Below are 15,231 nucleotides of genomic sequence, written 5' to 3' on the forward strand. Positions count from 1 at the left end.
TGGTAATTAATGGACTTTATAGCATGTTTGCATATATAAGGTCTATATCATCATTTAAGTATATTGAAGAGGTTGAAATTGTCTAATTCGCATAAAGTAATTGTTATTGGTGCTGGAATGGCCGGTAGTGAAGCCGCCAATTTTTTAGCTAATCATGGTGTTGAAGTTATTCTTGTAGAAAATAAAACGATCCAGAAAAACCCTGCACAAAAAATCGATGCATTCGCAGAATTAGTATGCACGAACTCACTTAAGTCGATGAATCCAGCTTCTGGTCATGGACTGCTTAAATATGAGATGGACGCTCTTGGATCGATCATCCTTGACTCTGCTAGAAAGCATGCAGTTCCGGCAGGAGATGCTCTTGCGGTAGACCGTGATGGTTTTTCAGGGGAAGTAACTGATCGTCTTCATAAAAATGAAAAAATCACAATTGTTGCACAAGATGCATCTGATCCACAGGCCCTAATGGCCGAGTATCAGGCAGATGCTTGTATTATCGCTTCTGGCCCCCTAACGACTGAAGGCCTATCAAATTGGATCGTTAAAAATATTTCAAATGACGACTTCTACTTCTACGATGCTATTGCACCAGTTGTTGATGGCGACAGTCTTGATTACTCAAAACTTTATTATAAAGATCGTCACAAGCCAGTAAGTGAAGAAGAAGGTGAGGAAGCGGATTATCTAAATGCTCCAATGAATCAGGAACAGTATGAGGCTTTTATCGCTGAGCTTGTTAAGGCAGAGAAGGTACCGGCCCAGAATTTTGAAGATTATAAATTCTTCGAGTCATGCTTGCCTGTAGATATTATGGCAGAGCGTGGTGTTGATACGGCCCGCTTCTCATGTATGAAGCCTATTGGACTGGAATTACCTGATGGTTCTCTTCCATATGCTTGTGTTCAGCTAAGACGTGAAAACCTACTTGGTTCGGCATTTAATATGGTGGGATTTCAGACTCGTCTAAAATACCCTGAGCAAACACGTGTCTTTAAAATGATCCCAGGTTTTGAAAATGCAAGCTTTCTCCACCTAGGCTCTGTTCATAGAAACTCTTTTATTAACTCAAGAACACTTCTCGATTTTGATCTAAGTGTTAAAAAGTTTCCTAATATTTACTTTGCTGGTCAGATTACTGGTGTTGAAGGTTATACAGAATCAGCTTCCATGGGGCAGTATGTAGCGCTTCAACTTCTTAAGAAGTTAAGAGGTGAGGAAGTTAAGCAATTTCCTGTGGAGACAGGCCTAGGTGCTCTCGTTAACTATATTATGACTGTTCCTAAGCCAACACCTTCAAATATTAACTTCGGTCTTCTTCCTCCGGTTACTCTTACTAAAGAACAAAGACGTGATCGTAAGAACCGCAAGAAAGTCAAAAAACAACTTGCGGCGGATCGTGCAAAATTAGTTTTTGATGAATTCATGAGTGGGTACTTTACGAAGTGAAAGGTTTAAGCTTTATTCTCATTGCTTGCTTCATTTGGGCGCTGGATACGCTTATTCGTTATCCTCTGCTTTATAAGTACAATAGCAGTGAGATCATTGTTTTTGGTGAGCACTTATTTCTTACCATTCTCTTTCTTCCGACTCTCTATATTGCGAGAAAGAAAATCTTAAAGATGAAGCCATTTGAAATGCTTTGCTTCTTTATGATTGGTGCGATGGGCTCTGCCATTGCAACTTTAACTTTTACAAAATCATTTGCACTCTTAAATCCATCGCTGGTTATTCTCTTACAAAAGCTTCAACCATTTATTGCGATAAGCCTTGCTTATCTTATTTTAAAAGAGCGCATCACGAAGCGCTTTCTTTTGTGGGCAGCAGTTTCATTATTTGGGGCAATACTAATTAGCTATCAGGATATTAATAGTGCTATTAATTTGATTAAGACTGGACAGGTCAGTTTTGATCGCTCGTCTCTCTATGGACTTTGCTTGGCCCTCATTTCAGTCATGAGTTGGGGGAGCGCGACAGTATTTGGAAAATACCTAATGAAGAAAAATTGGGTTGAAAAAGAAGTGATGTCACTGCGCTTTGCTGTTGGTCTGCTTGCCATTATTCCTTTCATGATCGGAACTGGCACAGGACTTAATTTTCCAATAGAGTTATGGGGAAAGGTCAGTATCTTGGCCCTTATTTCTGGAATTTTTGGAATGTACTTCTACTATAGAGGGCTAGGGCTAGTGTCTGCTAAGGTTTGTACTATTGCCGAGATGTCTTTTCCATTCTTTGCGGTCATAATCAACTGGGTTGCGCTTGACCAGAAGCTTAGCGTTGTTCAGCTATTGGGTGGAGCATTTTTACTGCTCGGATCAACAATGCTACAATTGGCAAATAGAAAACACGAATTAAACGTACAAGTTAATTAGATATATCAGGAGTTTAGATGAACCAATTACCAATGGACCATAAAGGTAGGAACTTTTTAATTGCAGGTGCCGCAGGTTTTGTTCCTTCAACTGTTGCCCAGCTTTACCTAGAAAAAGGCGCTACCGTTTACGGATTAGATAATTTTATTACAGGTTCTAAATCAAATATTGAGCTTCTCTCTAAGTATGAGAATTTCCATTTTATTGAGTGCGATATTATTAAAGGTCTTCCTGATTTTGGTGATGTGAAATTTGACTTTGTCCTTTCACTAGCATCACCTGCTTCACCAATTGATTTTAAGATAATCCCATTAGAAATTATGATGGTAAACTCTATTGGGACACAACATCTTCTTGAGCTTGCAAAAGATCATGGGGCAAGGTTTTTAGAGGCTTCAACTTCCGAAGTCTATGGGGATCCAGAAGTTCACCCACAAGTTGAAGATTACGTTGGACATGTTAATCCAATTGGGCCAAGAAGTTGTTATGATGAAGCAAAGCGTTACGCAGAAGCATTAACAATGACTTATTTTAGAAAATTTGAAGTGGATACTCGTATCATACGTATCTTCAATACTTACGGACCTCGTATGCGTCCTGATGATGGCCGTGTTATTCCTAATTTTATTAACCAAGCGCTTGAGGGGGCTGACATCACTGTTTATGGTGATGGAAGTCAGACTCGTTCATTCTGCTATGTTACAGATCTGGCCAATGCCATTGATCATGTGCTTATGCTAGGTGATCATATGCCATATAATATTGGAAACCCTGATGAATATACGATTAAGGAAACAGGAGAGTTAATTGTTTCTGCTCTCGAGTCATCGTCAAAATTAACATATCAAGAACTGCCAAAAGATGATCCAAAACGTAGAAGACCTGATATCAATCGTGTTATGAAGTTAGGATACTTGCCAAAGGTGACTTTTGCGGAAGGTATCGAAAAAACTGCAAAATATTTTAGAGATATAAAAAAATAGATTTAGAGAATAAATATGTTAAAAGTTGTTGTCAGCTGTGATGCTGTTATTGAAAGAGATTATTATATTGAGTGTTTAGAAACAATACTTGGTGTTATCGGTGATAACGTCGAACTTTACACTCTTGTTCACAGGCAAGGTCAGGTTCTAGGGCCAGTTGAACAAAGAAAGATTCACTCAACATTTCTAAACCGCTTTGTTAAGTCGTGGGAAGACCTTGTTGATAAGTCTCACTTAGTTCACGGTGCTGCGAGAGGATTGTTTATTCCATGTAGTGTTGACCTTGTAGTTAATCTATCACGTGGCTTTTCTCAAGAAATCAAGATGTGTGATGATACTTATCTTTTTACTTACTTTGTTGAAGATATCAATTCTATTAAGAAGAAATCCTCTTTCAAGGAGTTCTTTTTTAAAGCATTCACTCGTACGAAACAAAGAAAATATTTGAAAAGAGCAAATACGCTTTGGTCAAATGAAGATGCAATCTTAGAAGAATTTCCAAGTGCAACTCAAGTCACGCCAGCAATTGCTTTAAAAGATTACAAGATTCTCCCAGAGGGAATGTTTAAGCGTGATTACTTCTTAATTAACTGTGAGCCACTAACTAGCTCAGAGGTTTATAAGATCATCGATATTTACGGTGATAAAAAATTTAAATTTATCGGAAAGCATGATCACTTAGGGCAATATGCAACTAAGCACCCTGAGCTCTTCTTTGGGGATCGCTGCTCAGGTGAGCTAGCTCCACTTTTAGCTGGAACGAAGTATCTTATTGATACGACAGATAAGTTTCCTCATTTTTCGCTTAAGGCCTTAAGTTGTGGAAGGCCTGTTCTTACAAATGGAAATAAGTTTTTACCATTTGGTATTGGTGTGCATGAGCTACCTGCAGATTACCTTACACTTAGATACCCTGTACAAGTAGGTATTCCTGACGAAGATCCTAAGAAGCGTCATGGTATTTCTGCAAATTATGAGATGGTAAAATTTAAACATATCTTCTTAAAAGAATTTAATAAGATATGTGAAGTGATTGAAGCTAAGAAAGCTTCACAACAGGTTCAAAGAGATGATAGCTGCTGCGAAGCTTAGTTTATTACTCTAGTGTCTTTTTTAATTTTATAACATTGTAACGATTTGAAATAATCTTCCACAGGGACAGCTTTGAGTCCTTGTGGATTGTTCCTTTATCATCAACAATTTCTTCGTCATTTAATTGCTCAACAGCATCTTCATTCACTGTTGGATCAAAATTAGATAGCGCCATAACTCCATCTTCACTGTCGAGTAAACTTTCAAAACCATTAAGTTGACTCTTAAGCTTGTTTAGGTAGTCTTTTGAAGCAGGGTCATATGCAACGGCAAGACCTTCTCCTGTTCCTCTTTCTAGCTCTTGTGAGTTCTTAGCGATATCTCTGGCCGCATTACGTCCACCAGCTCTTCTATAATTAAGTGCCATCTGAACAGGGGATACATGACCTGCTAGCGTATCTGCTAAATACTTTGAATTTCCTGCTGGATCAAGAATCGCATTGATTGCCTTTTTGGCCTTGTCACTGGTCTTATCAGATTTTGCTAGAGTTTTAAGAACACGATTGGCCGCTTTGTTAATTTTTGCAGCATTATTATCAAGTGCTTCGTTTACGTACTTTGAGTTACCCGTGGCCTTCGTTTTATTATAGCCACCTTGCACTTCACTAAGTCCAATTGTGTTGGCAAAGTTTTCACCTGTTGTACCAAGTTTCCCCATCTTGATATCCATCTTAGGAATTGTCTTAAGCTTTTCTGACTTCACTTCATCCACGTCGAATGTCGCATCATTATTAGTCATCCCTAAGCCCTGTGAGCCTGGCGTGGCCATAGCACTGGCAACAGCTGTCTTCTGACTAGAGGCCGGATTGTATTGGTTATTATAGCGTGCCAAGAGCTTTCTAAGAACAACTTCTGTTTTTTCTCTAGCACTCTTTGCACTCTTATGGGCCTTCTTGGCAGAAGACAGGGCCTGGCTTTCAAGAGCGAGTGCGACAGCACCAAGACCTAATACCCAATATGTACATGGGTTTGAGGCCGGACAACCAAAGATTGTCAGGGCCGCACAAATGGCCGCAATAGCAGTAGAGATTGTAATCATCATCATAATTCTCTTATGATGCTTCATCTTATCTTGTGCTGCTTTTTCCATATCTTTTAAAAGTTGTACTTCAGTTTCAAGCGCAACTCTTTGAGTTTGGTGATTCCATGCTTTTTCATCTTTTTCATCAAGTTTTGCTAAGGCGTCTTTATAACCTTTAAATTTCTTCTTATAGCCATCACCCATGGCAGACATAAGAGCAACTGCTAGTATGATTGCGCCTGAGAGCATTGTTCCGATCCCATCTGTCTGGCACATTCCACCGAATAAAAGAACACAACCTTGACCTACTTGAGCAGCTGCGGCCAGATAGCTCATTGTATCTGAAGCACCTTTTGGCCCGCTTGTCTTATGATTAGTAAAGAGCTTTGCATCGGCCTTTAGATCTTCCTGACACTTTTTATCAATCCCGCAATTTTGGTATTCCATATTGTAGTTCTTATTGTCATTGGCATTAACACATTGTTCGAGGTGACAGTTGTAGACATTTCCACCATCACACTTCTGATTTGTTCCATCGTGATAACAGTAGTTGGGATCAGATTGTTTTTGTACTTCTGTGCGGCCATCTTCTTCTGATTGAACTTGTTCTTGTTGGGCCTGTGTATTTACATCTGTTTGTTCTTGGGCGTAGGCCATAGGAGTCAAAAGCATTGACCATGAAATAAGAGTTATTAATAACTTCTTGATAATTATAAATTGTCCGCTTGCCATTTTCATAGCGTTCTCCTCACCTTATAAGAGTATTTTATCGAAAATGTGACCATCTCCTTACTATTATATAAGATTTGTTGCAATTTTAGATACTTAGGCATCTTTTACGCTTTTTCGGCCGTGTCTTTTTCGTGGCGTTTGATTCTATTCGTTCTCAATATTTAAAATTGTTCTAAGATTAGGCTCCTTGTTTAGAAAGTATGCACTGAGTTTTTCTAAGTTGCTAATAATTCATAAATAAGATTGGCCTCCAGGTTGCTTTGATATTAGCAAGTACAGACATGGGGGAAGAAGAGTGAAGAGGATTTCATCTTTATTATTTATTTTGGCGTTTTCAACTCAAGCATTTGGGCTTTCATTAGAAGAGTATAATACTCAAGTTGATAAGATCAATTCGACAATTAAAGATGAACAAATGCGCCTTCTTATTAAGCAAGAGCTGGCAAAAGAAATAGCTAAGTCTCTTTCAACGCAAAAAGCAGATATTAAAGAAGTAGAAGAGGCGCCTGGCGAAAAAGTAGAACAAGAAAGTCCTAAGACTGTAGAGAGTACACAAGTAGTGGCGCCTGAGCTCTTAATTGAAAAAGACAATTTTAAAGTTCAGCTTGGAATAAGTGCCATTGCATCGACACTGGATTTTTACGGAGCCTCTTTAAATCTGATCGGAAATGAGCTTTCAATCAGTGGAGTTAAGAAAGTTGATAATCATAAATTTCGCCTTGGCCTAGGGATCCGCTCACTAAAGGCGGATACAATCACGTTAGAAAATGGTGTTGAATACGATATCTTAAAAAAGGTCGATTATTCTGGTGCGGGAGTGAATCTCTCTTATTCTTATATGGTGACAAGTGGCTTTGGAGTAGGTGCTTACATGGCCTTTAATTATGGAGAGACTGATCTTTGCGAAGTTGATTATTGTTATAATCTTGATACTACAATTAGTGACTTAGGGGCACGATTCGATTTTAATTTAGCTGCCTGGAATCCATACTTAACAATTGGTTATTCTCTTTATAATATTGATGGGCATGAGTTTGATGCTGCCACAGCGTATTTAGGATTATTAAATTTTGAATTTTAATTTTTAGGAGAGTAATGAGTCAATTTGATCTTTTTGGAGCATGTGAAAATGATAGTAAAGAAGTTGTCTACAATTTAAAAGACGGTATTGTCGTTTATTATCCAAATTTCTTTGCAAAAACTAAGATTGAATTTAATGACTTGAAGAATTCCCTTAGGTGGCAAGAAGGGGAAATCACTCTTTATGGTAAAACCCACGCGATTCCAAGACTCCATGCTTGGTATAGTGATGATAAAGAATATAGTTACTCAGGTGTTAAGTTGCCTCGTCATAATTGGAATGAGAGCTTAAGCATTTTAAAAGAAGAGATAGAAGTAATAACAAAGCATCAATTTAACGGCTGTCTTTGTAATCTATACCGTGATGGGAAGGACTATGCGGCCTGGCATAGTGACGATGAATTAAGCCTTGGGAGAAACCCTGTCATTGCTTCTGCTTCATTTGGAGAGTCTCGAAAATTCGTTTTAAAGCATCGCTTTGATAAGTCCGTTGAAAAAGTTGAGATAGTTCTTGAAGATAAGAGCCTACTCCTTATGAAAGGCGCACTTCAACACAATTGGAAGCATCAATTAAATAAGACGGCCAAACAGGTTGATGAAAGAATCAACTTAACTTTTCGTTATATTGTCGACTAGCTTTCCCAGCTCTTTGAGCTCCAGTCATATAATTGGTAAGGAGTGTAACGAGACTTGTATCTCATAAAATCATTCTCTTCAATCCAGTAGCCAAGATAGTAATATTCAAGTCCCATATTCTTTGCATGCATAATTTCAGCAAGTGCTCCAAGATGACCTAAACTCATCTTTTCAAATTGAGGATCATAACAGAAGTAAACGCTACTTAAAGCGTTTTGGGATTGCTCTAAAATTCCAAAGGCCACTAATTTATTATCAAAGAAAACTTCACTTAGAAGCTGAGTTCCTGTAAAGCGATAGAATGTTTCTTTAAAAAGTAATTCGTTATCAATGATTGTTGCATCAATACTGTCAACAAAGCGGTTTTGGCCATGAAGGCGATAAATCTCAAAATGCTTTTGTCTATATAAAAGCGGTGAGAATTTTACTTGTATACCTTTGTTGTGATTTCTTTTTAGAAATTTTACTTGGTTCTTTGTAAGCTTGAATTTCTTAAGATCTACTCGAATGGGAATACACTTTTGGCAATTGGGACATAGTGGCCTAAAGATGAATTGACCAAATTTTCTCCAACCACGCTCGAGAAGAAAATCTAATTCAATATCATTTAATTCAGAACTAAAGAAAAACTCGTGCTGTTCCATTTCCTCTTTTAAATATGGACACTGATCAAGATCGCTAATTCGAGGGCTTAGAATCATTTTCATTTGAATATGATAGCATTAATTAGGTTTTTGATGAAAGGCTTCTTGTTGTTTTATAAGCTCTTTTAACGGCGCAAGAAATTGATGCTTTTGATTCTCTTGAATATCTCCTAGGGCAAAGAGAGTTGCTGTGATGGCCTCAAGAGTTGATAGGTGTGTTTCCCCGCAAGACTTACGAATACTTTGATAAATTGTCTTTTGATCATCTAATTCCAAGTGAAAACAAGGCAGTTCACTTAGCTGGGGCCATGTATGATAGATCTTTCTGGCCTTCTTCCAGGTTCCATCTAAGGCAATGAAGTTCTTACTTTCTAATAAGTGAATATTTTCAGCATTTAAAGCAATCGATTTTTCATTTTTAAAAAGTAGGAATGGCCTTAGTCTCTTAATCTCTTGTATTAACTCTTCGTTGATATTCTCACTTGTCACAAGTTCAATATCTGGTGCAACAAGCTTTGCCAGTCTGGCCGTGTTAAAAGGGTGAAGTGCTTCTTTTTGATCTTGTAGAATGATCAGCCTATTTTCTAAAGGCACTTGTACAATTGTGTGACATAGACACTGGCCTTGCGGCCGTAGGCACTTTGGGCAATGATTTCGTTTGGCCATAATTAGATATTTAATTCTTTATTGTACTTATCCATTAGAATTGGTTTTCGGTAGTACATAATGAAGTAGATAATTGGATAAATAAGTAAATCAAATGCAAAGTTTTCAGTTTTGTATTTAATATTATCTGTGATCTTTGTTTGGCCATTTCCAATATCGCGAATATGATACGTATGAATCCACATTGTGAATGGAAATGGGGTTTCAATGGCCTCTGTTCGAATGATAATCCCATCAGAAGTTTCTTTCTTCTGAGTCACTTCGATAACCCAAGATTGGTAGTGGCCACAGATTGAAGTGATTAGGTGAGTTTGATCAGATACAGAGTTACCGTCGAAGCGTGGCACTTCTAAATTGATAAAAGGAGGAGTTGCCTCCTGCATGGTGTCCGCATTAAAATTATTCAATATTTCATCGACACTTGCATTAACAATGGTATTGATTACTAAACTCTTCATTCCATAGAATTATACATCTGATACTTACTTAACTCAACAACCAGTCTCTAATGTTTAAAAATAATAGAAAAACTTAACACAAAGTTAATTTTTACTTTGTTCGAAAATCTAAAACTATCTTAAGTTGATATGAAATGATTCATATGGCCAAATAGAATATAGTTGACCACTCAACCATGATGGCAAGGAGAAATCTATGAATTTGAAGGAAAGATTAAAGCTCGAAGAAAAAGAGGCCAGGGATCTAGTAAAGGCCTACTGGCACTTTTCAAAAGTCAAACCAAAGAAGAAGGATGCTGTAAGTGAGGAGGATGAAGAAAAGCTGGGAAAGCAAGTGGGCCTAATGCTGAACGAGTAGGGGTTGTACGTGATCTCATGGAGAGACGTAAGCAGAAAGAGGCCTTAAAGAAGAAACAAGAAGAACTTAAAAAGAAAGCTGAAAAAGAACTCAAAGAATTTCAAAAAGAGTTAGAAAAGAAAGCAGGTAACGAATAGTTATTTTAGAGCTTTTGTCACACAGTAAGTAAGTCTCTTGTCTCCAGGGTTAAACTCTTGGAGGCATTTTTCGTAGATTTTAGTCGATAATTCATCACAATTATCCATTCGCTCTTTTATACAATGAAAAGAGATAAGTTGTTCAATTTCAATACGTTGTTCATTGGGATCAACAGGAATGACTGGCGAAACTTTTTTAGGTTTAGGAGAAACTTTCTTCTTCCTCGTTTCAACAGTAATTTTCTTATTCTTATGATAGCGACGTTGTTGCTGAGCACGTTTCTTTGTAATCTCATCCCACTTATATGCACGAAGCTTTTTGTAGTAGAGAAGTTGCCTCTCTCTTTGTGTTAAAGGCTTTACAGGTGTTTGCTTAGTTGCGCATGAGGCAATTAAATTAGCTAAGATAAGTACAATGGTAAGTTTAAAAATCTTTAATAGCATCAACTAATGTTTCATCGTCAACAAATGGATTGCGACTATTTTGAATTTCATAAATTCGATTGTTAATTCTTTCTTCAAATGCATCAACAGGATCTTCATTATGCCATTTTCTTAAGTAAAATTCCTGAGCTTCATCGATAGAAATATTGTAGCGAGTTGAGAAGTAGAATAGTGCTCTTGCAATATTTCCTCTGATTTCTTCAGGTGGCTCAAACGAAGTTGTTGTTTCATTTGCATAATTCACTTCACCAATATGTGAGTCCTGACAATTTGAGTTTACAACACGGCCGTTAACCTCACCGAAAGGGTGGTTGCTACGTGATGAATTAGCTCTTGAGTTTGCAGGAAATAAGTGATGAAGATCATTCTTTTGTGTATTGCGGCTCTCTCTTGGGTTAAACCTTGATTGAGGCCAGCTATGTTCGCAATTCATGACTTGATGATTTGGGATCTGCATTTTACCAATACCATCACTTTCATCAACTTCCTGGTTACAGTAAATATCCTTTACATAATAACCCTGAGAAGAAGTTTGAAGGTAAACATCTCCAAATAGATACTTTCTAGCTTCTTTATAATTTCTTGGAACTCTTTGAGTAAAACAATTTTGTCTACCCTTGCAGTCTTTAGCAAGTAAGTCATTTTTATTTGGTGTTCTAATATGAGCAGAAACTAGGATTTGTCTAAGCTTTGCTTTGATTTGTGATGACGCATTTAAATGGTTAATGTTATTCGCGTTTTCTAGAGTGTTTGAGATAAACTGGGCCGTATCCTCAGGATAGTAAGGGTATTTCGTCAGTTGGGTCGAGTTGTATGCGGCAGCTGCGCTGAAACTCATTTGAATGTAAATAAGCACCAAAAGGTGACTAAGCTTAGTCATTTTAATTCCTTCCTTGGAATAGTTATATGTTAACAAGAAAACATATCTTGGCCAATAAAAAAACAGAGCAAGAATTGGCCCATAAAAAACACATCGGGGCAATTTAAGAAAAATAAAATTGTAAGCCACCTCTCTATCGCATAGGCGAATATTGTGTTAAATTGAAAAGATATCAATCACCAATTCAGATGTAAGAAAATTTATGAAAAGGAAATACTATGGGTGTTTTGGCAAGTAAAATTATTGGTGTGGGTTCTTACGTTCCACCACAAGTTTTTAAAAATTCAGATATCGAAGAAATGATGAATACTTCTAATGAATGGATCGTTCAACGTACTGGAATTGAGCAACGTCATTGGGTTGATGCAAAGACTTCGACTTCTGATCTTGCGCTTAAGGCAAGTGAAGAGGCCATTGCAAATGCGGGCATTAATAAAGAAGATATCGACATGATTATCTTAGCAACTTTATCTCCTGACTTTGACTTTCCAGGAACAGGTTGTTTCCTACAAGATAAGCTAGGTCTTTCAGAAATTCCTGCTATCGATATTCGTCAACAGTGTTCTGGTTTTCTTTATGCCATGACTGTTGCTGATAAATTTATTGTTAGTGGTTCAAATAAAAATATTCTGGTTGTCGGTGCAGAAGTTCACTCTAAAGGTCTCGACCAAACTCCTGAGGGACGTAATGTTTCAGTTCTCTTTGGTGACGGTGCAGGTGCAATTGTTATGAGTGCAACTGAAGTTAATGATAAGAAGACTGAGCCGTGTTTTATCGATGCTTCTCTTCATAGTGAAGGAAAGTATGCAAAGGAGCTTTGGCTTCCAGCTGCGGGAACTGGTTTTGATTCAACAGAAAGACTTTCACAGGCCATGCTTGATGAAAAACTTCACTATCCACAAATGAATGGGAAGACTGTTTTTGTTCACGCTGTAAAAAGAATGACTGAAGCACTTTCAAAGCTTATGGCCAAAAACGGTGTAACAGTTGACGACGTTGATGTTTTCTTATTCCACCAAGCAAACTTAAGAATCAATTCTAAAGTTGCAGAGGTGATGGGAATTCCTGAAGAGAAAGTTTTCAATACAATTCAAAAATATGGAAATACAACTGCAGCGACAATTCCTCTAGGAATGCACGATGCGATGAAAGAGGGCGTTCTTAAGCCTGGTATGCTTGTGGCAAGTGCTGCCTTTGGTGCAGGCTTTACTTGGGCCGCTTCTCTTTACCGCGTTTAACTAATTTCTAAATTTTAAATATAAAAAAAGCCTCCAAACTGGAGGCTTTGTATTTTGCTTTTTTATTGGCAGTAGTTGTAATCGCGGAAGTAGCGAGCACAGAAGTTTTGTGGGAAGCGACAGTCATCCATATTGCTTGACCAGTAGCTTGCACTTTGGCAGTACTTTGTGTCTTGTTTTTCAACATTAACAATGAACTTTCCAGTTGCAACTTCGCGTCCATTTTTTTCTAGCTTGTACTCGATTTCATTTTCACCGTAGTAGTTAAGTAGTGGTCTTTGAAGTAGAGTGTAGATCCAAAGATTAAACTTCTTAGAACTTTCACCTTTTTCAGCATCAAATGAAGATGACTTCGATTTCTTGCGTCCTTTATGATCCTTGTAGTATAGAGTTACTTCGTCTGCATCAACTTTTTCACCTTCTTCTAAAACAAAGCGTGAAAACTCTGATGGGCTTAGGTAATTGGCACTACAATTTACGTAGCGAATTTGGTGCTGATTTCTGTCATTACATGTTAAGCGGATGCTACCTTCGACTGGATTAGAGGCCAGGTCGTTACCGATTTGAAGTCCTGCACCTAAAGCAGGCAGAAGCATTAGTAAACTAATTAGTACTTTCATTATAAACTCCTTTTTATAATCCTATTAATGATATTAAGGAGTTTTAGTTTATGCAATTTTATCTAGCTTAAAGATAGAACTTGTAAGTTTATGCTCTAGAGCTCACGGGCCTTAAGTTTGGCGTAATTGTAGATTAATTCACGCCAGTTTTGCATAAGGGCCGGGGCCGTAAGCTTAACAAGTTTTGGATCACTTGGAATATAATCATAGAGAAAGTATTCCATGGCAAATTGGATTGTCTGCATACCGATATACAATTCAGTAAAGAAGTCGATATCACCTTTTTGGTAATGGGCGATAAGTTCTGCGACGTCTTGATGGTATTCGCATGAACCGCATCCGCTACACATTCCGTAGTTTTCGACAAAGGCCAGATGCTGCTGAGTTTGAGTTGCAATAACTTGCTCCCTTTCATCGGCGTCCGCACTAAAGCTCTCAACTAATTCAAGGGCACGTTCTGGATATTGATTGATGGCCATGAAAATGCGTTCATAAAAAGTTGCATAGAGGGAAGTAAAGATTGAATCTTCAATGAGGTAGTAGAAGAAGTCTTCTGTGGATTTTGTTCCAGCTTTTAAGTTTTCATAACTTGCTAGGGCCATCTTAAGAGGTGCATCTTCAAACTCTTCTAATTCAAAGAAGATTTTTGCAAGCTCTTGTTTGCCAAGATCAAATTCACTCTTGTGCTTAAATTTTGAAAACATGAACGCCTCCACATAAGTTCTTGTTCTAGATTTTATCAAATTAAATTAAATCAAGAACTTATGTGGAGTGAGTGGCAGAAAGTGCCGGCCCTATGGGCAAGGTATAGTAAATACCTTGTGTATTTCCTCGATACGATTCAGAGTGTCGCTATCAAGAGTCACTTCACTTGTGGCAAGGTTCTCTCTTAACTGCTCCATCGTCGTTGCACCGATGATATTTGATGTATTAAATTCACGCTTGTTAACAAAGGCAAGAGCAAGAGTAGCAGGAGAAAGCCCTACATCATTTGCAAGTTCGACATATGCTCTAATCGCATTTTGTGCATGCTCTGATGAGTAGCGAGTGAAGTAGTCGCCGTACTCAGTAAGGCGAGAGTTTGCAGGTCTTTTTCCATCAAGGTACTTTCCTGAGAGTGCGCCAAAGGCCAAAGGAGAATAGGCAAGGAGTCCAACTTTCTCACGGATTGCCATTTCTGCAAGACCAACTTCAAATGAACGATTAAGTAGTGAGTATGGATTTTGAATTGAAACTGGACGCGCCGTATTTGTTTCCTTGGCCGCATCAAGATATTTCATAACTCCCCAAGGTGATTCATTTGAGAGACCCCAGTGAAGAATCTTTCCTTCTTTGATAAGCTCATCCATGGCCTCGACTCTTTCATTGAAGCTTACTTCTATCTCAGGAGTGATATGCTCGTAATTTAGACGCCCAAAGAAATTTGTCACACGTGATGGCCAGTGAATCTGGTAAAGGTCTAAGTATTCAGTGTTAAGCCTTTTAAGTGAGGCCTCACAAGCTGTTTTAATATCACTTTTTGAAAAGGCACTCTTTCTAATGTCACTATTTCTAATATAGCTATCCATTGGTCCAGGGCCTGCTACTTTTGAGGCAAGAATAAACTTGTCTCTATGAGTTTGTATTTTATCACATTTTCCAATGAATTGTTCTGTTTTAGTGTAAGTATGTTGTTGGCCTGGCACTGGATACATTTCTGCTGTATCAATAAAGTTGATGCCGTAATCGATTGCTAGATCAAGTTGTTCATGAGCTTCTTCTATTGTATTTTGTTCACCCCATGTCATTGTCCCAAGACAAATTTCACTCACTTTTATATCTGTATTTCCTAATTGATTAAATTTCATAAACCCTCATTTGTATTTGGTTT

General features: G+C 37.8%; 17 protein-coding genes. 8 read left to right on the plus strand and 9 right to left on the minus strand.

The annotated features are described in order from the left end of the window. Positions 1-78 precede the first annotated feature (78 nt). From trmFO to ACRXC1_RS06200, 4 genes are read left to right on the plus strand one after another with little or no spacing between them, the layout of a single operon-like run. Positions 79-1,449 (plus strand): methylenetetrahydrofolate--tRNA-(uracil(54)-C(5))-methyltransferase (FADH(2)-oxidizing) TrmFO, encoded by a 1,371-nt coding sequence (trmFO, locus tag ACRXC1_RS06185; RefSeq protein ID WP_433657339.1) that lies wholly within the window; start codon positions 79-81, stop codon positions 1,447-1,449. Then, complete coding sequence (locus ACRXC1_RS06190) at positions 1,446-2,372, plus strand: DMT family transporter (protein ID WP_392907774.1); 927 nt, start codon at positions 1,446-1,448, stop codon at positions 2,370-2,372. The genes trmFO and ACRXC1_RS06190 overlap by 4 nt, the downstream gene beginning before the upstream one ends. 17 nt (positions 2,373-2,389) lie before the next feature. Further along, positions 2,390-3,355 (plus strand): NAD-dependent epimerase/dehydratase family protein, encoded by a 966-nt coding sequence (locus ACRXC1_RS06195; protein WP_433657341.1) that lies wholly within the window; start codon positions 2,390-2,392, stop codon positions 3,353-3,355. 15 nt (positions 3,356-3,370) lie between these two features. Beyond that, positions 3,371-4,447 (plus strand): hypothetical protein, encoded by a 1,077-nt coding sequence (locus ACRXC1_RS06200; protein ID WP_433657343.1) that lies wholly within the window; start codon positions 3,371-3,373, stop codon positions 4,445-4,447. Between the two features lie 4 nt (positions 4,448-4,451). Here ACRXC1_RS06200 and ACRXC1_RS06205 read toward each other — a convergent pair whose 3' ends face one another. After that, positions 4,452-6,206, minus strand: a complete 1,755-nt coding sequence (locus ACRXC1_RS06205; RefSeq protein WP_433657345.1) for a hypothetical protein — start codon at positions 6,204-6,206, stop codon at positions 4,452-4,454. Between the two features lie 289 nt (positions 6,207-6,495). Between ACRXC1_RS06205 and ACRXC1_RS06210 the strand changes: the two genes are divergently transcribed. Then, complete coding sequence (locus ACRXC1_RS06210; RefSeq protein WP_433657347.1) at positions 6,496-7,281, plus strand: hypothetical protein; 786 nt, start codon at positions 6,496-6,498, stop codon at positions 7,279-7,281. Positions 7,282-7,295: 14 nt separating this feature from the next. After that, positions 7,296-7,916: an alpha-ketoglutarate-dependent dioxygenase AlkB family protein gene (locus ACRXC1_RS06215; protein ID WP_433657349.1), complete on the plus strand. Its 621-nt coding sequence runs from the start codon at positions 7,296-7,298 to the stop codon at positions 7,914-7,916. Here ACRXC1_RS06215 and ACRXC1_RS06220 read toward each other — a convergent pair. From ACRXC1_RS06220 to ACRXC1_RS06230, 3 genes are read right to left on the minus strand one after another with little or no spacing between them, the layout of a single operon-like run. Continuing rightward, positions 7,913-8,623 (minus strand): arginyltransferase, encoded by a 711-nt coding sequence (locus tag ACRXC1_RS06220; RefSeq protein WP_433657351.1) that lies wholly within the window; start codon positions 8,621-8,623, stop codon positions 7,913-7,915. The two genes, ACRXC1_RS06215 and ACRXC1_RS06220, sit on opposite strands and share 4 nt — an antisense overlap. 15 nt (positions 8,624-8,638) lie before the next feature. Further along, complete coding sequence (locus tag ACRXC1_RS06225) at positions 8,639-9,226, minus strand: tRNA-uridine aminocarboxypropyltransferase (protein ID WP_433657353.1); 588 nt, start codon at positions 9,224-9,226, stop codon at positions 8,639-8,641. Between the two features lie 2 nt (positions 9,227-9,228). After that, the gene (locus ACRXC1_RS06230) at positions 9,229-9,684 is read right to left on the minus strand and encodes a hypothetical protein (protein ID WP_393061197.1); all 456 of its coding nucleotides are present in this window, start codon (positions 9,682-9,684) and stop codon (positions 9,229-9,231) included. A 196-nt stretch (positions 9,685-9,880) separates the two neighbouring features. On the opposite strand from ACRXC1_RS06230, the gene ACRXC1_RS06235 reads away from it, so the two are divergent. Next, a complete protein-coding gene (locus ACRXC1_RS06235) occupies positions 9,881-10,042 on the plus strand; it encodes a hypothetical protein (RefSeq protein ID WP_392907795.1) in 162 nt (53 codons plus the stop codon). A 137-nt stretch (positions 10,043-10,179) separates the two neighbouring features. Here ACRXC1_RS06235 and ACRXC1_RS06240 read toward each other — a convergent pair whose 3' ends face one another. Further along, positions 10,180-10,623: a hypothetical protein gene (locus ACRXC1_RS06240; protein ID WP_433657355.1), complete on the minus strand. Its 444-nt coding sequence runs from the start codon at positions 10,621-10,623 to the stop codon at positions 10,180-10,182. Next, the gene (locus tag ACRXC1_RS06245) at positions 10,604-11,503 is read right to left on the minus strand and encodes an endonuclease I family protein (RefSeq protein WP_433657357.1); all 900 of its coding nucleotides are present in this window, start codon (positions 11,501-11,503) and stop codon (positions 10,604-10,606) included. The genes ACRXC1_RS06240 and ACRXC1_RS06245 overlap by 20 nt, the downstream gene beginning before the upstream one ends. Positions 11,504-11,721: 218 nt before the next feature. On the opposite strand from ACRXC1_RS06245, the gene ACRXC1_RS06250 reads away from it, so the two are divergent. Continuing rightward, complete coding sequence (locus tag ACRXC1_RS06250; RefSeq protein WP_393098654.1) at positions 11,722-12,741, plus strand: 3-oxoacyl-ACP synthase III family protein; 1,020 nt, start codon at positions 11,722-11,724, stop codon at positions 12,739-12,741. A gap of 62 nt (positions 12,742-12,803) precedes the next feature. On the opposite strand, the gene ACRXC1_RS06255 is transcribed toward ACRXC1_RS06250, so the two are convergent. The 3 genes from ACRXC1_RS06255 to ACRXC1_RS06265 all read right to left on the minus strand — a co-directional run bounded on the left by ACRXC1_RS06255 (position 12,804) and on the right by ACRXC1_RS06265 (position 15,208). After that, positions 12,804-13,361: a hypothetical protein gene (locus ACRXC1_RS06255; protein ID WP_433657360.1), complete on the minus strand. Its 558-nt coding sequence runs from the start codon at positions 13,359-13,361 to the stop codon at positions 12,804-12,806. A 95-nt stretch (positions 13,362-13,456) separates the two neighbouring features. Continuing rightward, positions 13,457-14,065, minus strand: a complete 609-nt coding sequence (locus tag ACRXC1_RS06260; RefSeq protein WP_433657362.1) for a hypothetical protein — start codon at positions 14,063-14,065, stop codon at positions 13,457-13,459. Between the two features lie 90 nt (positions 14,066-14,155). Then, positions 14,156-15,208: an aldo/keto reductase gene (locus ACRXC1_RS06265; protein WP_433657364.1), complete on the minus strand. Its 1,053-nt coding sequence runs from the start codon at positions 15,206-15,208 to the stop codon at positions 14,156-14,158. Between the last annotated feature and the right edge of the window lie 23 nt (positions 15,209-15,231).

This window comes from Halobacteriovorax sp. GFR8 (assembly GCF_050955245.1).
Taxonomy (GTDB): Bacteria; Bdellovibrionota; Bacteriovoracia; order Bacteriovoracales; family Bacteriovoracaceae; genus Halobacteriovorax_A.